Annotated in this window: 19 protein-coding genes and 1 pseudogene; 7 read left to right on the top strand and 13 right to left on the bottom strand. The window is 72.7% G+C overall.

The features are described from left to right. Position 1: 1 nt before the first annotated feature. From OIE75_RS23265 to OIE75_RS23230, 8 genes are all read right to left on the bottom strand, one after another. Positions 2–1948, bottom strand: a complete 1947-nt coding sequence (locus OIE75_RS23265) for an ABC transporter permease (RefSeq protein ID WP_329472027.1) — start codon at positions 1946–1948, stop codon at positions 2–4. After that, the gene (locus OIE75_RS23260; RefSeq protein ID WP_329472025.1) at positions 1948–3186 is read right to left on the bottom strand and encodes a quaternary amine ABC transporter ATP-binding protein; all 1239 of its coding nucleotides are present in this window, start codon (positions 3184–3186) and stop codon (positions 1948–1950) included. The genes OIE75_RS23265 and OIE75_RS23260 overlap by 1 nt, the downstream gene beginning before the upstream one ends. Then, entirely contained in the window at positions 3183–4715 is a 1533-nt protein-coding gene (locus tag OIE75_RS23255; protein ID WP_329472024.1) for a GMC family oxidoreductase, read from the bottom strand. The genes OIE75_RS23260 and OIE75_RS23255 overlap by 4 nt, the downstream gene beginning before the upstream one ends. Positions 4716–4773: 58 nt before the next feature. Then, positions 4774–6303 carry an aldehyde dehydrogenase family protein gene (locus tag OIE75_RS23250; protein ID WP_329472023.1) on the bottom strand — a complete coding sequence of 510 codons (1530 nt, stop codon included), beginning with the start codon at positions 6301–6303 and terminating at the stop codon, positions 4774–4776. 235 nt (positions 6304–6538) lie between these two features. Then, entirely contained in the window at positions 6539–7528 is a 990-nt protein-coding gene (locus tag OIE75_RS23245) for a malate dehydrogenase (RefSeq protein WP_307014697.1), read from the bottom strand. A 350-nt stretch (positions 7529–7878) separates the two neighbouring features. Next, positions 7879–9198, bottom strand: coding sequence for a helix-turn-helix domain-containing protein (locus OIE75_RS23240; RefSeq protein WP_329472022.1), 1320 nt, complete (start codon positions 9196–9198; stop codon positions 7879–7881). A 371-nt stretch (positions 9199–9569) separates the two neighbouring features. Further along, positions 9570–10229 carry a DUF3017 domain-containing protein gene (locus OIE75_RS23235; protein WP_443078384.1) on the bottom strand — a complete coding sequence of 220 codons (660 nt, stop codon included), beginning with the start codon at positions 10227–10229 and terminating at the stop codon, positions 9570–9572. Then, entirely contained in the window at positions 10219–11073 is an 855-nt protein-coding gene (locus OIE75_RS23230; protein ID WP_122615840.1) for a bifunctional methylenetetrahydrofolate dehydrogenase/methenyltetrahydrofolate cyclohydrolase, read from the bottom strand. Before OIE75_RS23230 ends, OIE75_RS23235 begins: the two co-directional genes overlap by 11 nt. A 250-nt stretch (positions 11074–11323) precedes the next feature. Between OIE75_RS23230 and OIE75_RS23225 the strand changes: the two genes are divergently transcribed. The 5 genes and pseudogenes from OIE75_RS23225 to OIE75_RS23205 all read left to right on the top strand — a co-directional run bounded on the left by OIE75_RS23225 (position 11324) and on the right by OIE75_RS23205 (position 14930). After that, complete coding sequence (locus OIE75_RS23225) at positions 11324–11932, top strand: hypothetical protein (protein ID WP_307014694.1); 609 nt, start codon at positions 11324–11326, stop codon at positions 11930–11932. A 132-nt stretch (positions 11933–12064) separates the two neighbouring features. After that, entirely contained in the window at positions 12065–12811 is a 747-nt protein-coding gene (locus tag OIE75_RS23220) for an FHA domain-containing protein (protein ID WP_185832627.1), read from the top strand. Beyond that, complete coding sequence (locus tag OIE75_RS23215; RefSeq protein WP_329472021.1) at positions 12808–14400, top strand: serine/threonine protein kinase; 1593 nt, start codon at positions 12808–12810, stop codon at positions 14398–14400. Before OIE75_RS23220 ends, OIE75_RS23215 begins: the two co-directional genes overlap by 4 nt. An 80-nt stretch (positions 14401–14480) precedes the next feature. Further along, positions 14481–14765, top strand: a pseudogene (locus OIE75_RS23210) (FHA domain-containing protein); the annotation flags it as partial. Continuing rightward, positions 14748–14930 (top strand): peptidoglycan-binding domain-containing protein, encoded by a 183-nt coding sequence (locus tag OIE75_RS23205; protein WP_329474037.1) that lies wholly within the window; start codon positions 14748–14750, stop codon positions 14928–14930. The pseudogene OIE75_RS23210 and the gene OIE75_RS23205, both read left to right, overlap by 18 nt. A gap of 429 nt (positions 14931–15359) precedes the next feature. Here the strand turns inward: OIE75_RS23205 and purH are convergent, their stop codons facing one another. Next, positions 15360–16919: a bifunctional phosphoribosylaminoimidazolecarboxamide formyltransferase/IMP cyclohydrolase gene (gene purH / locus OIE75_RS23200; RefSeq protein WP_122615835.1), complete on the bottom strand. Its 1560-nt coding sequence runs from the start codon at positions 16917–16919 to the stop codon at positions 15360–15362. After that, positions 16916–17554, bottom strand: a complete 639-nt coding sequence (gene purN / locus OIE75_RS23195) for a phosphoribosylglycinamide formyltransferase (protein WP_125495436.1) — start codon at positions 17552–17554, stop codon at positions 16916–16918. The genes purH and purN overlap by 4 nt, the downstream gene beginning before the upstream one ends. 278 nt (positions 17555–17832) lie before the next feature. On the opposite strand from purN, the gene OIE75_RS23190 reads away from it, so the two are divergent. Continuing rightward, a complete protein-coding gene (locus tag OIE75_RS23190) occupies positions 17833–18648 on the top strand; it encodes a hypothetical protein (RefSeq protein ID WP_329472020.1) in 816 nt (271 codons plus the stop codon). A gap of 216 nt (positions 18649–18864) precedes the next feature. Here OIE75_RS23190 and OIE75_RS23185 read toward each other — a convergent pair whose 3' ends face one another. Continuing rightward, positions 18865–20523: a cell division protein PerM gene (locus OIE75_RS23185; RefSeq protein ID WP_329472019.1), complete on the bottom strand. Its 1659-nt coding sequence runs from the start codon at positions 20521–20523 to the stop codon at positions 18865–18867. 96 nt (positions 20524–20619) lie between these two features. Here OIE75_RS23185 and OIE75_RS23180 point away from each other — a divergent pair, with 96 nt between their 5' ends. Continuing rightward, positions 20620–21855, top strand: a complete 1236-nt coding sequence (locus OIE75_RS23180; RefSeq protein WP_329472018.1) for a helix-turn-helix domain-containing protein — start codon at positions 20620–20622, stop codon at positions 21853–21855. Between the two features lie 69 nt (positions 21856–21924). Here the strand turns inward: OIE75_RS23180 and sucD are convergent, their stop codons facing one another. Further along, on the bottom strand, positions 21925–22809 hold the full coding sequence (sucD, locus tag OIE75_RS23175; RefSeq protein WP_307014686.1) for a succinate--CoA ligase subunit alpha: 885 nt from the start codon (positions 22807–22809) through the stop codon (positions 21925–21927). Positions 22810–22836: 27 nt separating this feature from the next. After that, complete coding sequence (sucC, locus tag OIE75_RS23170) at positions 22837–24018, bottom strand: ADP-forming succinate--CoA ligase subunit beta (protein WP_307014684.1); 1182 nt, start codon at positions 24016–24018, stop codon at positions 22837–22839. Between the last annotated feature and the right edge of the window lie 378 nt (positions 24019–24396).

Here is a 24396-nt window from a genome sequence, read left to right as displayed (position 1 = left end):
GTCAGGCTCCCTTTCTCGCGCGGCGTTCGGTGGGCTGGGTGACCCGGTCGAGCATCAGGCCGAGGCAGACGATGGCCGCGCCGGCCACCAGACCGCTCGCCAGGTCGCCCTGGGCCAGGCCGAAGACGACCTGGTAGCCGAGCGCGCCACCGCCGACCAGGCCGCCGATGATGACGACGGCGAGGACCAGGACGACGCCCTGGTTGACGGCGAGCAGCAGCGACCGGCGGGCCAGCGGGAGCTGGACCTGGCGCAGCTGCTGTCCGCTGGTGGCACCGAGCGAGCGGGCCGCCTCCAGGGCGGCCGGGTCGACCTGGCGCAGGCCCTGGGCGGTGATGCGGACGACGGCCGGAAGGGCGTAGACGACCGCGGCGGCCACCGCGGGCGCCCGTCCCACGCCGAACAGGGCGACGACGGGGATCAGGTACACGAACTGCGGCATGGTCTGGAAGACGTCCAGGACCGGCCGCAGCAGGCGTTCGAACCGCTCGCTGCGGGCGGCGGCGATACCCGTCGCGAAGCCGAGGACGAGGGTCACGGCGACGGCCGCGAGCACCTGCGAGAGCGTGTCCAGGGACGGGTTCCACACGCCGAGCACACCGATCGCGGCCATGGCGAGGACGGCGGTGAGCGCGGTGCGCCAGGTGCCGATCAGCCACGCGAGGGCGGCCACGACGAGGAGCACCGACCACCACGGCAGCCACTGCAGGCCGTCCCGGACCGGGTTGAGGACCCAGCTGGTGAAGTGCGCGGCCCAGTCGGCGGTACCGCCGACGACGGGCACGCCGGAGTACAGGTGGGCGGTCATCCAGTCGACGGCCCGGTTGACGGGCTCGGCGATGTTCACCTCCCAGCCGTCGGGCCACTCCAGGAAGCCGGCGACGCGTCCGGCGATGGCGACGGCCGCGGCGACGGCCAGGGCGTACAGCCAGGTCAGCGGCGACCTGCCGGGCTCCCCGAGCCGCTCCTCCCCCGCCGCGCAGGTCACCCGGTCCAGGACGACGGCGAGCAGCACGATCGGGATGCCGGCCGCGAGGGCGGCGCCGACGTCGACCGAGGCGAGCGCCTGGTAGACGCGGTCACCGAGGCCGCCGGCGCCGATGACGGAGGCGATGACGGCCATGGAGAGCGCCATCATGATCGTCTGGTTGACGCCGAGCAGGAGTTCCTTGCGGGCCAGCGGGACGCGGGCGGTCAGCAGCCGCTGGCGGGCGGTGGTGCCGAGGGACTCGACGGCCTCCAGGACCTCCCTGTCGGCGCCGCGCAGGCCCAGCGAGGTGAGCCGGGCCATGGGCGGAGCGGCGTAGACGACGGTGGCCAGGACGGCGGCGGGGACGCCGATGCCGAAGACCAGGACGACGGGGAGGAGGTAGGCGAAGGCGGGCAGCACCTGCATGGTGTCGAGCACCGGGCGCAGCACGCGGTCCATCCGGTCGGACAGGCCGGCGGCGAGGCCCAGCAGGGCGCCCACGACGACCGACGCGAGGACGGCGACGACCATCAGGGCGAGGGTCTGCATGGTCGGCACCCACATGCCGAGCAGGCCGCAGGCCAGGAACGCGGCGGCGGTGCCGAGCGCCAGCTTCACGCCGGCCACACGCCAGGCGACCAGGGCGCCGATCGCGGTGACCCCGGCCCAGCCGACGGCGAGGAGGGCGAGGTACACGGCACGTACGGCGAGGACGACGACGTTGCTGACGTGGCCGAAGAAGTAGAGGAACAGGGGGTGGCTGTCGCGGTTGTCGATGATCCAGTCGCTGGCCTTGCCGAGCGGCTCGGAGACGTCGACGGTCAGCGCGCTCGGCCAGGTGGCTCCGCCCCACTGGGTGACGGCCAGGGGGACGAGGATCGCGGCGAGCACCGCGAGGGTGAGGAGCTTGCGGACGGCGGGGTGGGTGAGGAAGCCCGGCGGGGCGGCCCTTTGGGCCTGTGCGGTGATCGTTGCCATTACGCGGGCTCCTCCGGGGTGGCGGAGGGCGGGGTGGTCGGCTCGCGGCGCTTGGCCGGTGCCGCTCCCTGTGGGACGGGTACCGCCCCGGCGGCACGACTGCCCGCAGCCGCGTCGGGTGCGTCGGCTCTGTCCGCTGCGGCGGGCTCGGCCGCAGCGGCCGCGGTCGTCGTGCCCGCCACCACCGACAGCAGGGATTCCGCGTCGACCACGCCCAGGCAGCGGCCGTCGGACATGACTCGGGCCGGGGAGCCGGCGCGGGCGACCGCCTCGATGGCCTCGGAGACGGTGGCCTCGGGGCGGATCGCGGGGCCGGTGCCGGCCTCGTCGGACGAGGAGGCGGGGCGCATCGCCGTACGGACGGTGAGGACCTGCTCGCGCGGGACGTCGCGGACGAACTCGCGGACGTAGTCGTCGGCGGGCGAGCCGACGATCTCCTCCGGGGTGCCGAGCTGGACCACGCGCCCGTCGCGCATCAGGGCGATGCGGTCGCCGAGCTTGAGGGCTTCCTGGAGGTCGTGGGTGATGAAGACCATCGTGCGGCCCTCCTCGCGGTGCAGCCGGACGACCTCCTCCTGCATGTCCCGCCGGATCAGCGGGTCGAGGGCGCTGAACGGCTCGTCGAAGAGCAGCACCTCGGGGTCGACGGCGAGGGCGCGGGCGAGGCCGACGCGCTGGCGCTGTCCGCCGGAGAGCTGGCCGGGGCGGCGCTGTTCCAGGCCCTCCAGGCCCACCTTGGCGACGATGGCGGCGGCGCGCTCGCGGCGCTCGGCGCGGCCGACGCCCTGGACCTCCAGGCCGTAGGCCACGTTGTCGAGGACCGTGCGGTGCGGCAGCAGGCCGAAGTGCTGGAAGACCATCGCGGCGCGGTGGCGGCGCAGTTCGCGCAGCCGGGACTTGTCCATGGCGCGGACGTCCTCGCCGTCGATGGCGATGGAGCCGGCGGTCGGCTCGATGAGCCGGGTCAGGCAGCGTACGAGGGTGGACTTGCCGGAGCCGGACAGGCCCATGACGACGAAGACCTCGCCCTTGCGGACGTCGAAGGAGACGTCGGCCACGGCGGCCGTGCAGCCGGTGCGCGAGCGCAGCTCGGCCGGGCTCAGGGCGGCCAGATCGGGGTCGGCGGGGACGCGGTCGGCCTTGGGGCCGAAGACCTTCCACAGGCCGTCCACGGAGAAGACGGGAGCCGCGCTCTCGTCCGTACCCGGCGGCGTGCCGGCGCTGGTGGTGGTACTCATCGGGCGTCACCACCGATCAGCTCGACGGCGCGCTCGCCGACCATGAGAACGCCGATCATCGGGTTCACGGCGGGCATGGTCGGGAAGACGGAGGCGTCGGCGATGCGGATGCCCTCCAGGCCGCGGATGCGCAGCTCGGGGTCGACGACGGCCTGTTCGTCGGTGGCGGCGCCCATCCGGCAGGTGCCCGCCGGGTGGTAGACGGTGTGGGCGACCTTGCGGGCGTACTCGCTCAGCTCCTCGTCACCGGTGACGTCCGGGCCGGGGCAGACCTCGCGCTTGAGCCAGCCGGCCAGCGGCTGCGTCTTCGCGATCTCGCGGGCGATCCTGATGCCGTCGACGAGGGTGCGGCCGTCGTAGTCGTCCTCGTCGGTGAAGTAGCGGAAGTCCAGGGCGGGCTTCACGGACGGGTCGGCGCTGGTGAGGTGGAGGCGGCCGCGGGACTTCGGCTTGGGGATGTTCGGGGTCATCGAGACGCCGAACTCCGGGCGTTCGTAGCCGAGGCGCTCCGGGTTGTCCGTGAACGGTATCTGGTAGAAGTGGAACATCAGGTCGGGGCCCGCGTGTTCGGGGTCGCGGCGCACGAAGAGACCGGCGTCGGAGTCCATCGCGGAGTTGTCCGGGATGGGGCCGTCGGTCTCCCACACGATCACCGATTCGGGGTGGTCGAGCAGGTTCTCGCCGACGCCGGGCAAATCGAGCGCCACGGGTATGCCGAGCGCTTCGAGGTCCTGGCGGGGGCCTATGCCGGAGTGCAGCAGCAGGCGCGGCGAGTCGACCGCCCCGGCGCACAGCACGACCTCGCCCCGGGCCTTGACCAGGATCTCCTCGCCGTCCTTGGTGCGGACGTGGACGCCCTCGGCGCGGGTGCCGTCGAGCTGGAGCCTGTGGGCCCAGGTCTCCAGCATGAGGGTGAGGTTGGGGCGCTCGTCCATCACCGGGTGCAGGTACGCCACCGAGGCGGACGACCGCTTGTTGTTCTCGGGGTGGTAGGCGAGGTCGAAGAAGCCGGCGCCCTCGGTGAACGGCTTCTCGTTGAAGCCGTCGATCCGGGGGACCTCGAGCGCCTTCTGCGCGGAGTCGACGAAGTCCCGGGCGATGGCGTTCCGGTCCTTCTCGTCGACGGGGACGATGTTGTTCTTCAGCCGCGCGTAGTAGGCCTCCATCTGCACCGCGCCCCAGCCCTTGGCGCCCGCGGCCTCCCACTCGTCCCAGTCGGACGGCAGCGGCTTGAAGGCGATGAGGGTGTTGTGCGAGGAGCAGCCGCCGAGCACGCGGGCGCGGCTGTGCCGGATGTGCGAGTTGCCGCGCGGCTGCTCGGTGGTGGGGTAGTCGTAGTCCAGTTCGCCGCCGAGCAGGCCCATCCAGCGGCGCAGGGTGAGTACGTCGTCGCGGCCGACGTCGCTGGGGCCGCCCTCGATGACGGCGACGGTGACGTCCGGGTTCTCGGTGAGCCGTGAGGCGATCACCGATCCCGCCGTGCCACCGCCGATGACGACGTAGTCGTAGACGTGAGTGGTATCTGGCATGGGGGTACTCCAGTGGGGCGAGCGGATGGTGCGGGGAGATGCGTGGAGGTGCGCGATATCAGCCGGTGAACCAGCGGACGGGCTTCGGCGCGAGGTTCTGGTAGACGTGCTTGCTCTCGCGGTACTCGGCCAGGCCCGCGGGGCCGAGTTCGCGGCCCACGCCGCTCTTGCCGAAGCCGCCCCACTCCGCCTGGGGCAGGTAGGGGTGGAAGTCGTTGATCCAGACGGTGCCGTGCCGCAGCCGGCCCGCGACCCGGCGGGCCCGTCCCGCGTCGGCGGTCCAGACGGCACCGGCCAGACCGTACTCGGTGTCGTTGGCCAGGGCTATGGCTTCGTCCTCGGTGCGGAAGGTCTCGACGGTGAGGACCGGTCCGAAGACCTCCTCCCGGACGACCCGCATCTCGCGGTGGCACTGGTCGAGGACGGTCGGCTCGTAGAAGTAGCCGCTCTCGGGCCGCTGGGGGGACGGCTCGGGGCGCTTGCCGCCGCTGCGCAGCACGGCGCCCTCGGCGAGGGCGGAGGCGACGAAGTCCTCGGTCTTGGCGCGCTGCTGCTCGGAGACGAGCGGGCCGCACTCGACGCCGTCCTCGGTGCCGCGGCCGAGGCGGATCCTGGCGGCACGGCGGGCGAGTTCGGCGACGAAGCGTTCGCGGACCGACTCCTCGATGATGAGGCGGCCACCGGCGGAGCAGACCTGCCCGCTGTGGATGAAGGCGGCGTTGAGGGCCTGGTCGACGGCGGTGTCGAAGCCCTCCTCGGTCGCGCAGGCGTCGGCGAAGACGACGTTGGGGTTCTTGCCGCCGAGTTCGAGGGCGACCTTCTTGACGGTGACGGCCGCGGCCTGGGCGACCTTGGTGCCGCTGACCAGACCGCCGGTGAAGGAGACCAGGTCGACGTCGGGATGCTCGGCGAGCCGGGCGCCGACCGTGTGGCCGGGACCGGTGACGATGCCCGCGACGCCGGTGGGGAGGCCGGCCTCGACGAGCAGGTCGATCAGGGCGACGGTGGTGAGCGGGGTGATCTCGCTCGGCTTGATCACGAAGGTGTTGCCGGCGGCGAGGGCCGGGGCGATCTTCCAGCTGGCCTGGAGGAGCGGATAGTTCCAGGGCGTGATCATGGCGCAGACGCCGACCGGCTCGTGCACCACGACGCTGTGGATCTCGGGCGAACCCGCGTCGACGACCCGGCCGGGGGCCTCGCCGGCGACCAGGTCGGCGAAGTAGCGGAAGGCGTCGGCGACGCAGTCGATGTCGACGCGCCCCTCCTCGACCGTCTTGCCCGCGTCGCGGCTCTCCAACAGGCCGAGGGTCTCGCGGTCGCGCACGAGGAGGTCGGCGACGCGGCGCAGCAGGGCGGCCCGCTCGGCGACCGGGGTGTGCGGCCACGGCCCTTCGTCGAACGCCCGCCGGGCGGCGGCCACCGCCAGGTCCGTGTCCTTCTCGTCGCCCTCCGCGACCACGGCGAAGGGCAGGCCGTCGGCGGGGTCGAGGATGTCGCGGGTCGCGCCGGAGGACGCGGCCAGCCACCGGCCGCCGGCGTGGATGGTCCGGTGCCCCCGGTCCGCCTGGGTTTCCGTGCTGTTCGCCATGGTGGGATTGCCTTCCGTTCCTGATCAACGCCCCTGTGTCACACGTGTGTCACTCCCGGGGACCGTGAGCCCCTGCCCAACCGCCCCTCATGCATGCCGATTCGGTCATCGAAAGTGCGGCGCATCACGGAGGAAAGGCATAAAGGGTGTGTAACGGACCCGGGACGGGCCGGAAACGGGGACGGGCCCCGCTCCAGTCGAACCGGAGCGGGGCCCGTCTGCGGGCGGGGTGGGCTCAGAGGAGGCCGAGACCGCGGACCGCGTCGCGCTCCTCCGACAGCTCCTTGACGGAGGCGTCGATGCGGGCGCGGGAGAACTCGTTGATGTCGAGACCCTGGACGATCTCGTACTTGCCGTCCTTGGTGGTGACCGGGAAGGAGGAGATGAGGCCCTCCGGGACGCCGTAGGAACCGTCCGAGGGGATGCCCATGGAGGTCCAGTCGCCGTCGGCGGTGCCGTTGACCCACGTGTGCACGTGGTCGATGGCGGCGTTGGCGGCGGAGGCGGCCGACGAGGCGCCGCGGGCCTCGATGATGGCCGCGCCGCGCTTGGCGACGGTCGGGATGAAGTCCTCGGCCAGCCACTTCTCGTCGTTGACGGTCTCGGCGGCGTTCTTGCCGGCGATGGTGGCGTGGAAGATGTCCGGGTACTGGGTGGCGGAGTGGTTGCCCCAGATGGTCAGGCGCTTGATGTCGGCGACCGTCGAGCCCGTCTTCTTCGCGAGCTGGGTCAGCGCGCGGTTGTGGTCCAGGCGGGTCATCGCGGTGAAGCGCTCCGCGGGTACGTCCGGGGCGGCGGCCTGGGCGATCAGGGCGTTGGTGTTGGCCGGGTTGCCGACGACGAGGACCTTGATGTCGTCCGCGGCGTGGTCGTTGATGGCCTTGCCCTGCGGCTTGAAGATGCCGCCGTTGGCCTCCAGGAGGTCGCCGCGCTCCATGCCCTTGGTGCGGGGGCGGGCGCCGACGAGGAGGGCGACGTTGGCGCCGTCGAAGGCGACGTTCGGGTCGTCGGTGATCTCGATGCCCTGGAGGAGCGGGAACGCGCAGTCGTCCAGCTCCATCGCGGTGCCCTCGGCGGCCTTGAGCGCCGGGGTGATCTCCAGGAGGCGGAGCTTGACCGGCACGTCCGCGCCGAGCAGCTGGCCGGAGGCGATGCGGAAGAGCAGGGCGTAACCGATCTGGCCGGCCGCGCCGGTGACGGTGACGTTCACGGGAGTGCGGGTCATGGCGTTCTCCGTATGACAGCTGGCGGTGGGGCGTCCCTGCCCCGGGCATTTGATCGATCTCTTGATACCAAGAGACCGATCCGGCCGTCAGGCTATCGCGCCCGCGGTGTCCGGGACGTCCGGGTCGGTGTGGCCCGGCCCACAGGCGCGTCCCGGCTCCACCGGGCGTGCGGGCGGGCAACGGAAAGGCGGCCGCCCGTCCGGGAGAGGGGGGACGAAGGCGACCGCCGTTTCGGGGGATACCGTTGCCGGACTCCCGTGGGGGTACTTCTCGCGTGCCCGAGTCCTCGCCGGACATGCCTGTCGACGGCGAACTTTCTTCGCGGGCCCGCCGAGTGCCGTCCCGCCGCCTACTCCGTGCAGCCCTGGACGCCGGACGCGGTCGTCACGCACGCCTCCGCCGCGGCCGCGGACTTCACCGCCACCATCGGGGTGTACGCGACGGTGTCGCCGACTCCGGAGACCGTCCCCGTCTGCTGGTTCCTGCCCTCGGCGCTCACCTGGACCTTGTCGCCCTGGGCGGCCTGGGTCACGCGGGCCCACGCGGTACCGCAGGTCTTGCTGTAGCGGACCTCGACCGCGGTCGTGCCGACGGTGGCGGTGGCGGCGGTGGTGACCAGGTCGCCTCCGCAGCCCATGACCTCCGGGTCCTTGCCGGTGCAGGCGTCGCCGCTGCACTTCACGCCGGGCGGCAGCTCCTGCTCGCTGCTCACCGTGGGGGACGGGGAGGGCTTGGTGCCCTCGTTCTTCTTGTCCCCGCCGTCGTTCAGCAGGAAGAAGGCGCCCGCGATCACGACGAGTACGCCGACGACCCCCGCGACGAACGTCGTCATCCGCCTGCTGCCGCCCCCGTTGGACCGGCCGCGCGAGCCCGGGCCGCCGCGCGGGGGCTCGCCGTACCCGGCGGAGGGGCTCCGGCCCTCGGGCGCGGCGGGACCGGGCGTCGCCGCGGGGCCCATGGCCGTGGCGGCCTCGCCGGAACCGGCCAGGTGCCCGAGACGCGCCGTGCGGTCACCGGTCGGTGCGGGCCCCCGGTACCCGGCCAGACCCCACGAGTTGCCGTCGGTGGCGCCGCCCGGCGACGGGGCGTCGGAGAACGGGGCGGAAGGGGTGCCGGTCGTGCCGCCGCCCCGGACCGGGCCGGCGGCCGCGTCGGGGCTGTCCGCCGCGGTCGGCTGGGCGGGGACCGTCGGCCCCAGCGTGGGCGCCACCCCGGCGGGCCCCGCGACGCCGGACGTGGCCGACGCACCGCCGCCGTGGCGGCCGGAGCGGCTTCCGCGGCCGTTCCTGCCGCCGTGGGCCGGTCCCGCGGTCTTGCCGGACGCGGTGCCCAGGTCGCCGAGCGCGGCCCGCGCCTGGGATATGCGGATGGCCTCCATCGTCATGTCGTGGCGCATCTCCGAGCGGCTCCAGGCGCGCTCGGCCAGCTCCCACATGGTGGTCAGGTGCAGGGGGTTGGTCCCCGTCACCTCCGCCAGGGCGATGATGGCGCCCTTCGGCGCCAGCAGCCGTCCGTTCAGGTATCGCTCCCAGGACGTCTTGCTGTAGCCCGTGGCGTCGGCCACCGACGCGACGCTCAGTTCACTGCGGTCCACGAGTCGGCGCAGCTGGCCGGTGAACTCTTTGATCTGCGGATCGAGTTCCTCCGGCAAGGCCTTCCAACGAGGCACTGCTTCCCCCCTCTTCCCCCGGTACGTGCTGGTCGTTCCCCCGCCGTTCTGGCTACCCACAGGGATGCGCCCGATCAGGAGCTCAGTTCCCGGGGTGGGGGCGCACAGGAGCACAGAGGCCGCAGGCATGCACGGTCGCACGCCCACCGACACCTGGTCCAGTCTCCCACCGGCGTTCCCGTGCTGGTGACGGAACCCCTGAACGGAGCCCTTTCCGGGGTCCGCGTAGCGGAGTAGCGGAACGGTCACTTCCGTGCCACAGCGCCCTGACAGGCGTTGAACAGCGCGTTCGACGTGCAGGAGTGTGGATCCAGACGGCGGCCCGTCCTTCCACGGGGGTGGGGACGGGCCGCCGTTCGAGCGGGGCTTCGCTAACTACTTACGGTGAAGTGCAGCAGATCGTTCAGGAAGGGGATCTTCAGCGGCGCGTCCGGCTGGGCCATCAGCGCCAGCATGGCGATGGCGATGCCCAGCACGCCGTAGGTGACGATGTCCGTGAAGCGCGAGCGGACCGCGAGCATGCCGACGTCCTGCACGGACCAGCGCAGCGCGGCACCGATCAGCAGCGCGACGCCGACGAGCACCAGTCCCCACCGGAACACGTCGAGCCCGGTGATCAGCAGGCCGATCCCGACCAGGCCGACCACGGTGAGCACCGGCCACTGCCGGGCCGGCGCCGGGGCGTCGCCGGCCGCGGCCCGGCCGCCGCCCTCGGGGCGCGCGGTGTCGCGGGTGAAGAGCGGGAACCGGCGCGTGGCGCGTTTCGGCCGGCCCTGGGCGTCGGGCGCGCTGACCGGGTCCCGGACGACGATCTCCTCGGGGTCTTCGGCGGCCCCGGGGTCCGAGGCGTCCCCCACGCGGTCGGGACGCCCGGTCTTGTCGGCGGACCCGGCGGTGTCGCCGGAGTCCGGCGCTCGGTCCGCGCCCTCGGTGCCCTCGGCGCTGTCGGCGCGCACCGCGGTGTTCTCCCGGGCCTCCGCGCGGTCCGTCGTCCGGCCCGGGCGCTCGGCGTGGGTGTCCTCAGCCGGCACGGCGCTCCGCCGCCTCCACCACGTTGACCAGCAGCTCGGCGCGGGTCATCGGGCCGACGCCGCCGGGGTTCGGGGAGATCCAGGCGGCGACCTCGGCGACGTCCGGGTGGACGTCACCCACGATCTTGCCCTCGGCGTTGCGGGAGACGCCCACGTCGAGGACGGCGGCGCCCGGCTTCACGTCCTCGGCGCGGACCAGGTGCGGGGAGCCGGCCGCGGCGACGATGATGTCGGCACGCTTGAGGTGGGCGGAGAGGTCCCGGGTGCCGGTGTGGCACTGGGTCACCGTGGCGTTCTCGCTGCGCCGGGTGAGCAGCAGCGGCATCGGGCGGCCGATGGTGACCCCGCGGCCGACGACCACGACCTCGGCGCCCTTGATCTCCACGCCGTAGCGGCGCAGGAGGGTGAGGATGCCGTTGGGGGTGCAGGGCAGCGGCGCCGGCTCGTTCAGGACGAGGCGGCCGAGGTTCATCGGGTGCAGGCCGTCCGCGTCCTTGTCCGGGTCCATCAGCTCCAGGATGCGGTTCTCGTCGATGCCCTTGGGCAGCGGCAGCTGGACGATGTAACCGGTGCAGGCCGGGTCCTCGTTCAGCTCGCGGACGACCGCCTCGATCTCCTCCTGGGTCGCCGTGGCCGGCAGGTGACGCTGGATGGAGGCGATGCCGACCTGCGCGCAGTCGCGGTGCTTGCCGGCGACGTACTTCTGGCTGCCGGGATCGTCGCCGACCAGGACGGTGCCGAGGCCGGGGGTGACACCCCTCTCCTTCAGCGCCGCCACGCGGGCGGTCAGTTCGGACTTGATCGCGGCTGCGGTGGCCTTGCCATCGAGAATCTGGGCGGTCATGCCCCCATCCTCGCGGATGACCGGCCCCCGGTTCCAATCCGGCCGGCATCCGATCGTCGATTCATGATCGACGTTGTTGCACTTGCACAACACCTTGTGAGCGGGCTGGACAAGTAAGAGATCGGTCAAGAACGATTGGGGTGCACAGTGCCGCGGGGCCGTACCGGGGGGACGAACCGCACCGAAGAAACTCCTCCGACTCGCGCCGCGCGCCGTCCCCGCACTTGACAGCGACGGAGGAAGTCCCGCCATGAGTTTCGGCGATCCGAACAACCCTTACGGCCCGCCCCAGGGCGGCGGCCAGCAGCCGAACTACGGCTACCCCCAGCAGCAGCCCCAGGGCCAGCCCGGCTACGGCTACCCCGCGGCCCCGCCGGTACAGCAGCCGTACGGCGGCGGCTACGCGCCCGCCCCGGTGGCGATGCCCGGCTCGGTGAAGGCAGCGCGCGTGATGCTGTTCGTCCTGGGCGGCTTCCAGGTGATCGGCGGTCTGCTGATGATGATCGCCAGCGCCTGGTTCTCGGAGGAGTTCGAGGACGCGGTCAACTCCGACCCGAGCCTCTCCGCCGAGGACGCGGACACCGCCGCCAGCGTCGGCACCGGCATCATGATCGTACTCGGGGTCATCGTGCTGGCGTTTGCGTTCTGGGCGATATTCACGGGCGTCAAGTTCGCGACGGGCCGGGGCGGGGTGCGCGTCTCCGCGATCATCTACGCGTCGGTGGTCGTGCTGTTCAGCGTCATCAGCCTGTTCGCGGCGAACGTCTTCGCCCTCATCAGCCTGGTGCTCGGCATCCTGATCATCGTCTTCTGCGCCAACCGGAACGGCAGCTACTGGTTCACCCGCCCGCAGTACTGAACCGGCGTACGCCAGTGCGTACTTCTCGCCAATCACGTCACAGGGCCGTGTCTCACCCGTACGAGGGGGGCACGGCCCTGGTGCGTCGCAATAGTCTGACGCGGGTAGCCGTCAGGCACGGGGAGACGCACCTTGTTCAGCATCATCGTGGTACCTCCGCCGACCTCGGAGGACGAACACAGCAGCGCCCAGCTCCGGCTCGCACCCGGCGAACGGCTCGTCTTCGGACGCGCCGTGCCCGAGGGCGGGCTGCTGATCGCGCACGACGGGGTGTCCCGCCGGGCCGGTGAGATCACCGCCCACGGCACCTTCTGGACCGTGAGCAACCTCTCGGCCCGCCAGACGTACGTGGTGGAGAACCCGGAGGGCGCGGGCGAGCACATCAAGGTCGCGCCGGGCCGGCTGGACGCGCCGGTGCCGTTCGAGTTCTCGCGGATCGTGCTGCCCGCGGCGGGCGACCTGCTGCCGGTCGAGGTGTGGGCGCCGCGCCACGACTATCTGCGCGCCGAGGACGGCACCGACGGCGAGCCGACCGCGCCCGCCTTCTCCGTCGACCGCACCAAGCGGTACTTCGCGGTGCTGGCCGCGCTGTGCGAACCGCGGCTGCGCGGGGCGCCGCACGCGCCGCTGCCGACCATGGACCAGGTCGTCGAGCGGCTCCGCCCGGCCTGGCCGGCCGCGTCCCGTACGTCGGTGCAGTGGAACATCGACTACCTCGCCGTGAAACTGCGGCTGAAGCCGGGCCCGGAGACCGCCGACCCGGGACCGCGGCTCAACGGCAAGAAGGAGTCGCTGGTCTCCCTGGCGCTCCGCTTCGACCTGGTCCGCGAGGACGACCTGGCGGTCCTCGCGGCACCGTCCGGACAGGCACCGCGATGACCGAGCCGTACGCCGTCCCGGTGCCCCGGGGCTACCGGGTGGGCGGGTGGGAGGTGCGCGAGCCGATCGCCACCGGCGCCTTCGGCAGCGTCTACGCCGCGCGCCGCGTCGACGGCACCGGAGGCACCGAGGGCGGCGACGGAAGCGGCGGGCACCTGCCGGACACGGCCGCCCTGAAGTTCCTGCCCACCGGTACCGGCACCCCGCGGCAACTCGCCCACCTGCGGGACCTGGTCGAGCGCGAGATCGCGCTGCTGCGCCGGCTGCGGCAGCCCCGGCTGATCCGGATGTACGAGACCCTCACCGTCGACGACCCCGACCACCCCCGGCTGGACGGCGCCACCGTCCTCGTCCTGGAGCGGGCGGAGGGCTCCCTGTCCGCCCTGATCGCCGCCTCGCCCCGCCCGCCGGACGGGCCCGCACTGCTCGCCCAGGTCTGCGCCGGGCTGGCGCAGCTGCACCGGGCGGGCTGGGTGCACGGTGACCTGAAACCGGCCAACGTCCTGCTGATGGCGGACGGTTCGGTGCGGCTGGCCGACTTCAACATGGCCGCCGAACTGGAGGGCACCCACGCCTACACGCCCGCCTTCTCCACCCCGGACTACACGCCGCCCGAACTGCTGTGGTCCGAGATCGGCGAACGCGGCCGCCGCATCCGGCCGTCCGCCGACGTGTGGGCCTTCGGTGTCCTCGCCCACCTCGTCCTCACCGGGTCCTTCCCGCTGCCCGGCGGCACCCCGACGGCCCGCCGCGACGCCGCCGTCGCCTACGCCCGCGGCACCCACGAGCTACGGCTCTCCCCCGAACTGCCGGAGGCGTGGCGGGGGATCGTCGGGGACTGTCTGACCCGGACGCACGCCGGCCGGACCGGCACCGCCGCCCTGCTGCGCCGGGTGACGGCGGCGGCGGACGCCGCGAGCGGGACGGCGAGGTTCTCGCTCCGGGCCCGGGGCGGCACCCGACGGGGCGTCGTCGCGGCCTCGGCCGCGGGCACCGTGGCGCTGGCCGCGCTCGCCTACGGCGTCGTCTCCTGGGCCGGTGACGGCCGGCAGCCCACCGCGGGCCCGCGCGGCGGCGGCACCGCGAGCGTCTCCGCCGCCGCCTACGGCGCGGACGTGCTGCGCACCGACCGGGACGTGCCGCCCGCCTACCGGCTGCTGATCGTCGAGACGGCGCACGACTGCGACCGCGAGGAGGTCAGCCCGGCCCTGATCGCGGCCATGCTGAAGGTGGAGAGCGACTTCGACCCCGCCCTGTCCGACCCGGCCAAGAACGAGTACGGCATCGCCCGCTGGACACCGAGCGTGCTGCGCTGGTGGATGAACGAGGACGGCACCCCCGGCGAGACCGTCCCGGAACCGCCGTTCCCGCCCGCCGAGTCCATCCCCGCCATGGGCCGCTACCTGTGCTGGATCACGCCCCGTCTGGAGGCCGGCCTGCCCGGCGACCGCTCCGTCCTGGTCGCCGTCGCGTACCGGACGTCGTACAAGAAGGTGAACGACGCGGGCGGGGTTCCCCCGAAGTACCGTGACTACGCCGACCGCGTCGCTCACCACCTCAAGGAGTACACGCCTGAGGAGCGGAAGTGACCCTGTGACATCCGAGGTTCACGGCGACCCGCCGCGCCGCCCGAATGCTTGGGGTGCCCTCGTCCACCTCCCGTACGCTGCCCAGCGGCGGACTCGCCATCGCACACGCGGGGGTGCCCCGGGTCGCCGGGGAGATCGCGGCCCACCGGACGTTCTGGCTGCTGAGCAATCTCGGCGTGGACCAGACCTACGTGGTGGAGAACCCGGAAGGCGCGGGCAAGCACATCAAGGTCGGCCCGGGCCGGGTGGAGGCGCCGGTGCCGTTCGAGCCGGCGCGCGTGACCCTGCCCGCGGCGGGGGACCTGCTCACCTTCGACGTCTGGGCACCGCGGCACGCCTTCCGCAGCATCGAGCGCCACGGTCTGCTCCGCCACCTGCACGGCATCCCGGAGGTCGGCGAGGTCGACGGCGACTTCGGCCCGAAGACCCGGAGCGGGGTCGTCATCTTCCAGGAGCGGGCGGGACTGGCCGCGGACGGCATCGTGGGACCGGCGACGTGGCGGGCCTTGCGCAAGGGCGGGGAGTCCTGAACCGTCCTGGAACGTTGCAGGTACCCTCGCACTCCCTTCCCGGCCAGCATGGCCATGGCGAGAACGCCACGCATGACCCAACGGGGGAAGGAACCTTCATGAGCATCCGCACCACGCGTGCCCGCCTCGGCCTCCGCCTCCAGCGGCTACGTCAGCGGGGCCGGCTCCTACTACGACGACTTCGGGGACGAGGGGCACCCTGTCGACGTCGTCGTACGCCTACCTCGGCAGCGGATCGACCGACGCCACGAAGCACAAGCTCATCTACCACGGAGCGAAGTACCACTTCGACCTCTACCGGACGGCCTCGGGCCAGTACCGCTTCTACCACAACGACGCGTGGCACTACGCGAGCTACACGTCCAACACCTGCGACTGAAACGCCTGTTGGGCCGGTCCCCTCGACCGGCCCAACACCGGGCGTCCGGGTCAGTGGAAGAAGTGCCGCGTCCCCGTGAAGTACATCGTCACGCCGGCCTTCTTCGCGGCCTCGACGACGAGTTCGTCGCGGACCGAGCCACCCGGCTGGACCACGGCCTTCACGCCGGCCGCGGTGAGGATCTCCAGGCCGTCCGGGAAGGGGAAGAAGGCGTCGGAGGCTGCGTACGCCCCCTGCGCCCGCTCGGCGCCCGCGCGCTCCACCGCCAGCTTCGCGGAGTCGACGCGGTTGACCTGGCCCATGCCGACGCCGACGGAGGCGCCGTCCTTGGCGAGGAGGATCGCGTTGGACTTGACGGCGCGGCAGGCCTTCCAGGCGAAGGCCAGGCCGGCGAGGTCGGAGTCGCTCAGCGCCTCGCCGGCCGCGAGCGTCCAGTTCGCCGGGTCGTCGCCCTCGGCCTGGAACACGTCCTTGACCTGGGCCAGGCCGCCACCGTCGATCGGGCGGAACTCCGCGGGCGGCTGCGGTGCCTCGGGGCAGCGCAGTACGCGGATGTTCTTCTTCTTGGTGAGGGCTTCGAGGGCGCCTTCCTCGTAGTCCGGCGCGACGATGACCTCGGTGAAGATCTCCGCGACCTGCTCGGCCATCTCCTTGGAGACCGGGCGGTTGACCGCGATCACGCCGCCGTACGCGGAGAGCGGGTCGCAGGCGTGCGCCTTGCGGTGCGCCTCGGCGACCTCCGCGCCGACCGCGATACCGCACGGGTTGGCGTGCTTGATGATCGCGACACACGGCTCGGCGTGGTCGTACGCGGCACGGCGGGCGGCGTCCGTGTCGACGTAGTTGTTGTACGACATCTCCTTGCCGTGCAGCTGCTCCGCCTCGGCGAGGCCGCCGCAGCCGCCCGTGTAGAGGGCGGCGGGCTGGTGCGGGTTCTCGCCGTAGCGCAGCACGTTCTTGCGCTCGTACGTCACGCCGATGAACTCCGGGAACTGCTCGCCGTCGCCGGCGTACTCCCCCGCGAACCAGCCGGCGACCGCCACGTCGTACTCGGCGGTGTGGCGGAACGCCTCGGCGGCGAGCCGCTTGCGGGCGGTCAGGTCGAAGCCGCCGTCCTTCACGGCGGAGAGCACGTCCGCGTACCGGGCGGGGCTCGTGACGACCGCGACGGAGGGGTGGTTCTTGGCGGCGGCGCGGACCATGGAGGGGCCGCCGATGTCGATCTGCTCCACGCACTCGTCGGGCGACGCACCGGAGGCGACCGTCTGCTCGAACGGGTAGAGGTTGACCACGACCAGGTCGAACGGCTCCACGCCCAGCTCGCCGAGCTGCTCGCGGTGGCTGTCCAGGCGCAGGTCGGCGAGGATTCCGGCGTGCACCTTGGGGTGCAGGGTCTTGACCCGGCCGTCCAGGCACTCGGGGAAGCCGGTCAGCTCCTCGACCTTGGTGACGGGGACGCCGGCGGCGGAGATACGGCCGGCCGTGGACCCGGTGGAGACGAGTTCGACGCCCGCCTCGTGGAGCCCGCGCGCCAGCTCCTCCAGCCCGGTCTTGTCGTAGACGCTGACGAGCGCCCGTCGGACGGCCCGCTTGTTGCTCTCGGCGGTCACTGGATAACTACCTTTCGTCCCTCGATGCGATAGCCGTTGCGGGCGAGCCGCCCCACGACATCGACGAGCAGCCTTCGCTCGACTTCCTTGATGCGCTCGTGCAGAGCGCTCTCGTCGTCCTCGTCCCGGATCTCCACCACGCCCTGCGCGATGATCGGCCCGGTGTCGACGCCGTCGTCGACGAAGTGGACGGTGCAGCCGGTGACCCTGGCGCCGTACGCGAGCGCGTCCCGCACGCCGTGGGCCCCCGGGAAGCTGGGGAGGAGGGCGGGGTGGGTGTTCACGAACCGCCCCCCGAAGCGGGCCAGGAACTCCTTGCCCACGATCTTCATGAACCCGGCCGAGACGACGAGGTCCGGCTCGTGCGCGGCGACGGCCTCGGCGAGCGCCGCGTCCCACTCGTCGCGGCTCCCGTAGTCCTTGACCTTCGTCACGAAGGCCGGCAGCCCGGCGCGCTCGGCGCGGGCCAGCCCCTCGATGCCCTCGCGGTCGGCGCCGACGGCGACGATCTCGGCTCCGTAGGCCTCGACGCCGGTGGCGGCGATCTCGTCGAGCAGCGCCTGGAGGTTGGTGCCGGATCCGGAGACCAGCACGACGAGGCGCTTGGCTCGCGGGGCCACGGGCTTGGCGGCCACGGTGAGGGCCTTTCTCGGGGAAGCGGTACGTTCGTCGGTTTGTACAGTCGTACGAATGCTTCGCGCCCCGGGATACGGGGAAGTCTACGAAGCGGCCGACCGTCAGCAACGATACCGGCACACCGGACGGCCCCCTCGGGACGGGGGCGTGGCCGGAAGGTAGCGTCTGCGTGGAGCCTGACCGGGAACGCGACCTGCGCGTCACGCGTTCACCAGTCGTGCCGACCCGTTCGCCCGTTCCACCCGTTCATCGCCGCCAAGGGGAAGACGCTCACTTGATGCCGGACCGCAGCCTGAGACCGCTCACGCTCCCCCAGCAGTCGGCGCAGCCAGGGGGGCGCAGCACCGTGTTGCTGCGGGAGCGCCCCTCGTCACCGCCCGGCACGCCCTCGGACCGCGGGAACGGCGGCGGGCAGGACGGCTCCCAGGACACCCCGGACCGGGACAACCCGTTCGCCCCGCCCCCGGAGGGCACGCCGGACCGCCCCTGGCAGCCGCGGCACCCGTCGGGCGACGGCGGCGACTCGCAGGACTCGTCCGGTTCCCAGGGCGGCGGGCGTTCGCCGTGGGGCGGTCAGTGGAGCGACCGGCAGCCCGGCCGCTCCTCCGGCGGCTTCGGTGAGCGGCCCGGCAGTTCTGGTTCCGGTTCCGGTCCCGAGGGGCAGGGCGGCGGCCCGGGCCCGCGCTGGGACCCCACGGACCCGTCGCAACGACGTGCGCGCTTCGCCCTGCTGAGCGGCATGTGGGCCCTCTTCTTCGCGCTCTTCACCTGGCCGTACGTGGCTCTGCTGCTCGGCGCGCTCGCCCTGTACTGGGGCATCAGCTCTCTGCGCGCCAAGCCCCGCGCCGCCACCGACCCGGACACCCCGGCCCGCCCCGCCTGGCAGACCGGCCGCCCGCAGCGCACCGCGGCCATCAGCGGCCTGGTCACGTCGTCCCTGGCCATCCTCCTGGTCGCCGCGTCCTTCGGCGCCCAGCTGGTCTACAACGACTACTACACCTGCCGCGAGGACGCCCTGACCAACACGGCGAAGCAGGGCTGCGAGCGCCTGCTTCCGGAACAGCTGCGGGACCTGCTGGGCACGGAGGGCTAACCGGCCTCCGGTTCCGTCCTTCAGCCCGGCCGGTCTTCTCTCCCAGGCCGTCCGGTCTTCTCTCCCAGCCCGTCCGGTCTTTTCTTCCAGCCGGTCCGGTCTTCTCTTTCAGCCCGTCCGGCGTTTGAGGACGAGGCCGTCAGGCCGAGGGGGGTCTGGGGGCGCAGCCCCCAGGGACGGGAAGGGTAGGGGCGGCGGGGGCGAAACACCCTCCCCCTACCCCCGCGGCGGCTCCGCCGGAGAATCGACCGGCAGCAGATCGTACGGCCCACCGCCACCCTCGTCGTCGCCGTCGTACGGCCCGAACGGCACGGCATCCTCGTCCACCTCCCCCGCATCCTCGCCACCCTCCGCATCGGCCCCGCCACCCCGCTTCCACCACCGCCCCACGACAGACACCGGCGCCCACCCACGTCCACCCCCGTCGGCCGCCTCGCCGCCGTCCACGACCGGCTCCCGCACGGCACCGCCCCGCCCCCGCCAGGCCCGCACCACCACCGCCACCGGCACCGCCGGCACCACGATCCACGCCAGCGTCGCGCCCCCGGCCTGCCACCACACCGGCCCGAACCGCGCGAGGGCATCGCTCCCGAGCGGCCCGCCCGCGAACGCGGCCAGCAGGGCGACGAACACCGCGCACAGCACGGCGGCCACGACGGCGGCCCCGGCGGTCCGCCGCCACGACCACACCCCGGCGGCCGCGTCACCCCCGGCGGCCCCGCCCACGGCCGCTCCCACAGGGGCCCCCGTGGCCGCCCGCGCCGTGAACCACCCCACCACCGTCCCCGCCACCAACGGCACCCCTCCCGCCGCCCAGTGCAGCGGCGTACCGGGCCCCGCGTCCGGCACCGCCGCCAGCAGCGGGAACGGCGGCAGCAACGGGGCCGGGGCGGAGGCCAAGGGGTGCACGGCATGCCCGGCACCGAGCGCGAACCCGGGCCCGAGGGCGTACACCGCCGCCCACACCGCCGCGTTCGGCACCAGCGCCAGGCAGAGCAGCAGTACGGCGAACCGCCCGGACCAGCCCTCGGTCAGCCGCAGGAAGGCCTCCTGCGCGGCGGCTCCGTGCCACACCAGCGAGACGCCCACCAGCAGCGCCCCGCCCCCGACGAGCACCGCCGCACCGGCGCCCGCGGCGCGCGTCGAGGCGCCCAGGCGCGCGTCCGGCTCCACCATCAGCTCCCGCAGGTTCCGCGGCAGCACGCGCAGCGCCCGGCCCACCGGCCCGCCGGGCCGGCCGAACGCCGTCCACACGCCCGCGCCCGCGGCGCCCATGGCGACCAGCGGCAGACAGAGGGCGGCCCACCACCAGGAGGGCCGCAGCGCGCCGCCCGTCGCGTACAGCACGACGGGCCCGGCGACGCAGAGGTAGCCCGCGACGACCCCCACCCAGGCGAAGCGCGCGGAGACCGGCGGCGGCCCGGCGTCCCGGAGGCGCCCCTCGGCCGCGAAGCCCGTCCCGGCGGCCCCCGCCCCGGGTCCGGAGCCGACGGCCACGCCCACCCCGTCACCGGGGTCGGTGGCGTCCCGGGCCGCGCGGTGCAGCAGCCACGCCGGCAGCAGGACCAGCAGCAGCGGGGTGACGCCCACCGGTGCGGGAGTGCCGGAGAGCGTGTCGGCGCGGACCAGTTCGGCACCGTGCGCCAGCACCCAGATCGAGGCGGCGACGTGCAGGGTGCCCTCGGGGCCGCTGTCGGGGTAGGGCGAACTGATCCACAGCAGGGTGACCAGCGCGGCGCACGCGGCCAGTCCCAGCACCGCCGCGACCGCACCCCCCAGGAGACCGGCGCCCAGGCCGGGCGACCGGTCGCGCCAGCGGGTGCGCAGCAGAGTCAGCGGGGCCGGGCGGGCGGTCGTCTGGGTCACGCCCGCCATGCTCCCAACGACACGCGCTTTCCCGGCGTAACAGGCGAAGCACCGTTGTGTCGCTCAATATATGTTTATGTACTTTTTCGTACGAAGGGGCGCCTTGTGACACGGAGCCCTGGAACCCCGCTCCCACCCCCCAAGGCCCGCCGACGGCTGCGCGAGTCGGCCTCGCTGACGCAGGCTCAGCTCGCGGACCGGATGGGCGTCACCCGCGCGACGGTCCGTACGTGGGAGAGCGGTCGCAGGACACCACGCGGCCGGAGACGGGAGGCGTACGCGGAACTGCTGAAGACCCTGGCCGAGGAGGAGTCGGCAGCGGCGGAGCCGGCGCCGGAAGCGGAAGCGGAATCCGGCGCCCAGCCGGCGCCGGTGCCCGTCGTCGTGGCCGTCCGCACCGGCCCGGGGAGCCCGGCCGAGGCCGCCGACAGCCTCGTCCTGCCGGCGAAGGCACTGTCCGCGGAGGAGCGGCAGGAAGCCGAACCGGAACGCGAACCGGAACGCGAACCGACACCGGAGCCCAAGGCCGAGCCGAAACCGGTCGCACTGACGCCCGCTCAGGCGTTCGACGCGCTCTACGAGTTCGGCACCCCCGCCCTCGTACGGCAGACCTTCCTCCTGACCGGCCGCCGGGAGCTGGCCCGCGAGTCGGTGGAGCGGGCGTTCCAGACCGCCTGGGAGAACTGGCCGGAAGTGGCCCGCGACCGCGACCCGGTGGGGTGGGTGCGGGCGGTGGCGTACGAGTACGCGCTCTCGCCCTGGCAGCGGTTCCGCCCGCGCAACCGGCACCCGGAGCCGCCGCCCGCCGACCCCGGCGACCGCACGCTCCTGAACACCCTGCTCCGACTCCCCCCGCGGCACCGTCGGACGCTCCTGCTGTACGACGGCGTGGGCCTGGACCTGCCCGAGACGGCGGCGGAGACGGAGGCGAGCACTCCGGCGACGGCCAACCGGCTGTTGAACGCCCGCCGGGCGATGGCCGACCGGCTGCCCGAACTGGCCGACCCCGAGGTGCTGCACCGGCGGCTGGCCGAGGTGGCGTCGAACGAGCGGCTGCGGGCGGCCAAGCCGCCGACGGTACGGGTGGGCAGCGAACGCCGGGCCCGGTTCTGGACCCGGGCGGCGATCGCCTTCACCGTCGCCCTCATCGGGACCACCGCGCTGGCCCTGCGCACCGCGCCCACGCACTACGAGCCGCCGGTCTCCCCCGGCGAGACGGTGCGCGGGGTGCCGCCCAAGGTGGCACCGGGCGCACTGTCGGACGAGGAACTGGAGCTGCGGCAGAAGCTGCGCGACCAGATGCAGGACGGGCCGGAGCGGCTGACTCCACGGCTCGAATGACCGCGGGTACGACGAGGGGCCCGTCCTCCGCGAGGACGGGCCCACTCGGTGCCGTACGGGAAGGCGGGGTCAGCCGTTCAGGATCTCCCTGGCGAGCTTGGCCGTCTCGGTCGGGGTCTTGCCGACCTTGACGCCCGCGGCCTCGAGGGCCTCCTTCTTCGCCTGGGCGGTGCCGGACGAACCGGAGACGATGGCGCCGGCGTGGCCCATGGTCTTGCCCTCGGGCGCGGTGAAGCCCGCGACGTAGCCGACGACCGGCTTGGTCACGTTCTTCGCGATGTACTCGGCCGCACGCTCCTCGGCGTCGCCGCCGATCTCGCCGATCATGACGATCAGGTCGGTCTCGGGGTCGGCCTCGAACGCGGCGAGCGCGTCGATGTGCGTGGTGCCGATGATCGGGTCGCCACCGATGCCGACGGCGGTCGAGAAGCCGATGTCACGCAGCTCGTACATCATCTGGTACGTCAGCGTGCCGGACTTCGAGACCAGGCCGATGCGGCCCGGCTTGGTGATGTCGCCCGGGATGATGCCGACGTTGGACTGGCCCGGGGTGATGATGCCGGGGCAGTTCGGGCCGATGATCCGGGTCTTGTTGCCCTTCTTGCCGGCGTACGACCAGAAGGCGGCCGAGTCGTGCACGGCGATGCCCTCGGTGATCACGACGGCCAGGGGGATCTCGGCGTCGATGGCCTCGACGACGGCGTCCTTGGTGAACTTCTCCGGCACGAAGATGACGGAGACGTTGGCGCCGGTCTTCTCGATGGCCTCCTTGACGGTGCCGAAGACCGGTACCTCGGTGCCGTCGAAGTCCACGGCGGTGCCCGCCTTGCGCGGGTTCACGCCGCCCACGACCTCGGTGCCGTCACCGAGCATGAGCTTGGTGTGCTTCATGCCGGTGGCGCCGGTCATGCCCTGGACGATGACCTTGCTGTCCTTGTTGAGCCAGATAGCCATGGTGTGTTCTGTCCTCGTCCTGAGTGCTTACTTGGCGGCGTGGGCCAGCTCGGCGGCCTTGTCGGCCGCGCCGTCCATGGTGTCGACGCGCTGGACCAGCGGGTGGTTGGCGTCGGTGAGGATCTTGCGGCCCAGCTCGGCGTTGTTGCCGTCGAGGCGGACGACGAGCGGCTTCTCGACCTTCTCGCCGCGGTCCTCCAGGAGCTTCAGCGCCTGGACGATGCCGTTGGCGACCTCGTCGCAGGCGGTGATGCCGCCGAAGACGTTGACGAACACGGAGCGGACGTCCGGGTCGCCGAGGATGATCTCCAGGCCGTTCGCCATCACCTGGGCGGAGGCGCCGCCACCGATGTCCAGGAAGTTGGCGGGCTTCACGTTGCCGTGCTTCTCACCGGCGTACGCGACGACGTCCAGGGTGCTCATGACGAGACCCGCGCCGTTGCCGATGATGCCGACCTCGCCGTCGAGCTTGACGTAGTTGAGGTTCTTCTCCTTGGCAGCGGCCTCGAGCGGGTTGGCCGCGGCCTTGTCGTGGAGGGCCTCGAAGTCGGGGTGACGGAACTCGGCGTTGTCGTCCAGCGACACCTTGCCGTCCAGGGCGATGACGTCGCCGCCCGCGACCTTGGCCAGCGGGTTGACCTCGACCAGGAGGGCGTCCTCCTTGATGAAGGTGTCCCACAGCTTGACCAGGATGTCGGCGACCTTGTCGGCGACCTCGGCCGGGAACTTCGCGGCCTCGACGATCTCGCGCGCCTTCTCGGGCGTCACGCCGTCGATCGCGTCGATCGGCGTCTTGGCGACGGCCTCCGGACGGGTGGCCGCCACCTCCTCGATCTCCACGCCGCCCTCGACCGAGGCGATGGAGAGGAAGGTGCGGTTGGCACGGTCGAGGAGGAAGGAGACGTAGTACTCCTCGACGATCTCCGGAGCGGTCTCGGCGATCATCACCTTGTGGACCGTGTGGCCCTTGATGTCCATCCCGAGGATGTCCGTCGCGCGGGCGACGGCCTCGTCCGCGGAGGCGGCGAGCTTCACGCCGCCGGCCTTGCCGCGGCCACCGACCTTCACCTGAGCCTTGACGACGGACTTGCCGCCCAGACCCTCGGTGATCGCGCGCGCCGCCTCAGGCGTGTCGATGACTTCACCGGCCAGCACCGGTACATCGTGCTTGGCGAAGAGGTCCCTCGCCTGGTACTCGAACAGGTCCACGCGCTTCCGTCCCTATCAGTGATCTCGCGGTTCGTTGGATGCGTGGGCGTGCCGCGAAGGGCAACGTGACGTCCGCTGTGTCACAAGGGGAGCGCACACGGTGACCGAGCGCGCGGCATGTCCGTCTCGCAGGTTATCGCCGCATGCCGGGGGTCCCTAAATCGTGGGTCACACCTGAGCGGTGATGCCTGTCACATGATGCCGCGCTCACTGGCACGCGGTGCCGGATGTGAGCGGCTTCGGCGGGGTGCGGGGCGCATTCGAGGCGGGGCGCGGGGAGCCTCACCGGGCTGGGGTTAGCCCGGTGAGGCCCGTCGGCCCGGAGGCCCGCAGGGGTGCGGGTCTCCGGTGTGCGGGCCGGCCGGTCCCCACCCCAAT

Origin of the sequence: Streptomyces sp. NBC_01723 (assembly GCF_036246005.1) — a bacterium.
Lineage (GTDB): Bacteria > Actinomycetota > Actinomycetes > Streptomycetales > Streptomycetaceae > Streptomyces.
Note: the sequence above shows the minus strand (reverse complement) of the source record. Positions and strands in the feature narration are given on the sequence as shown.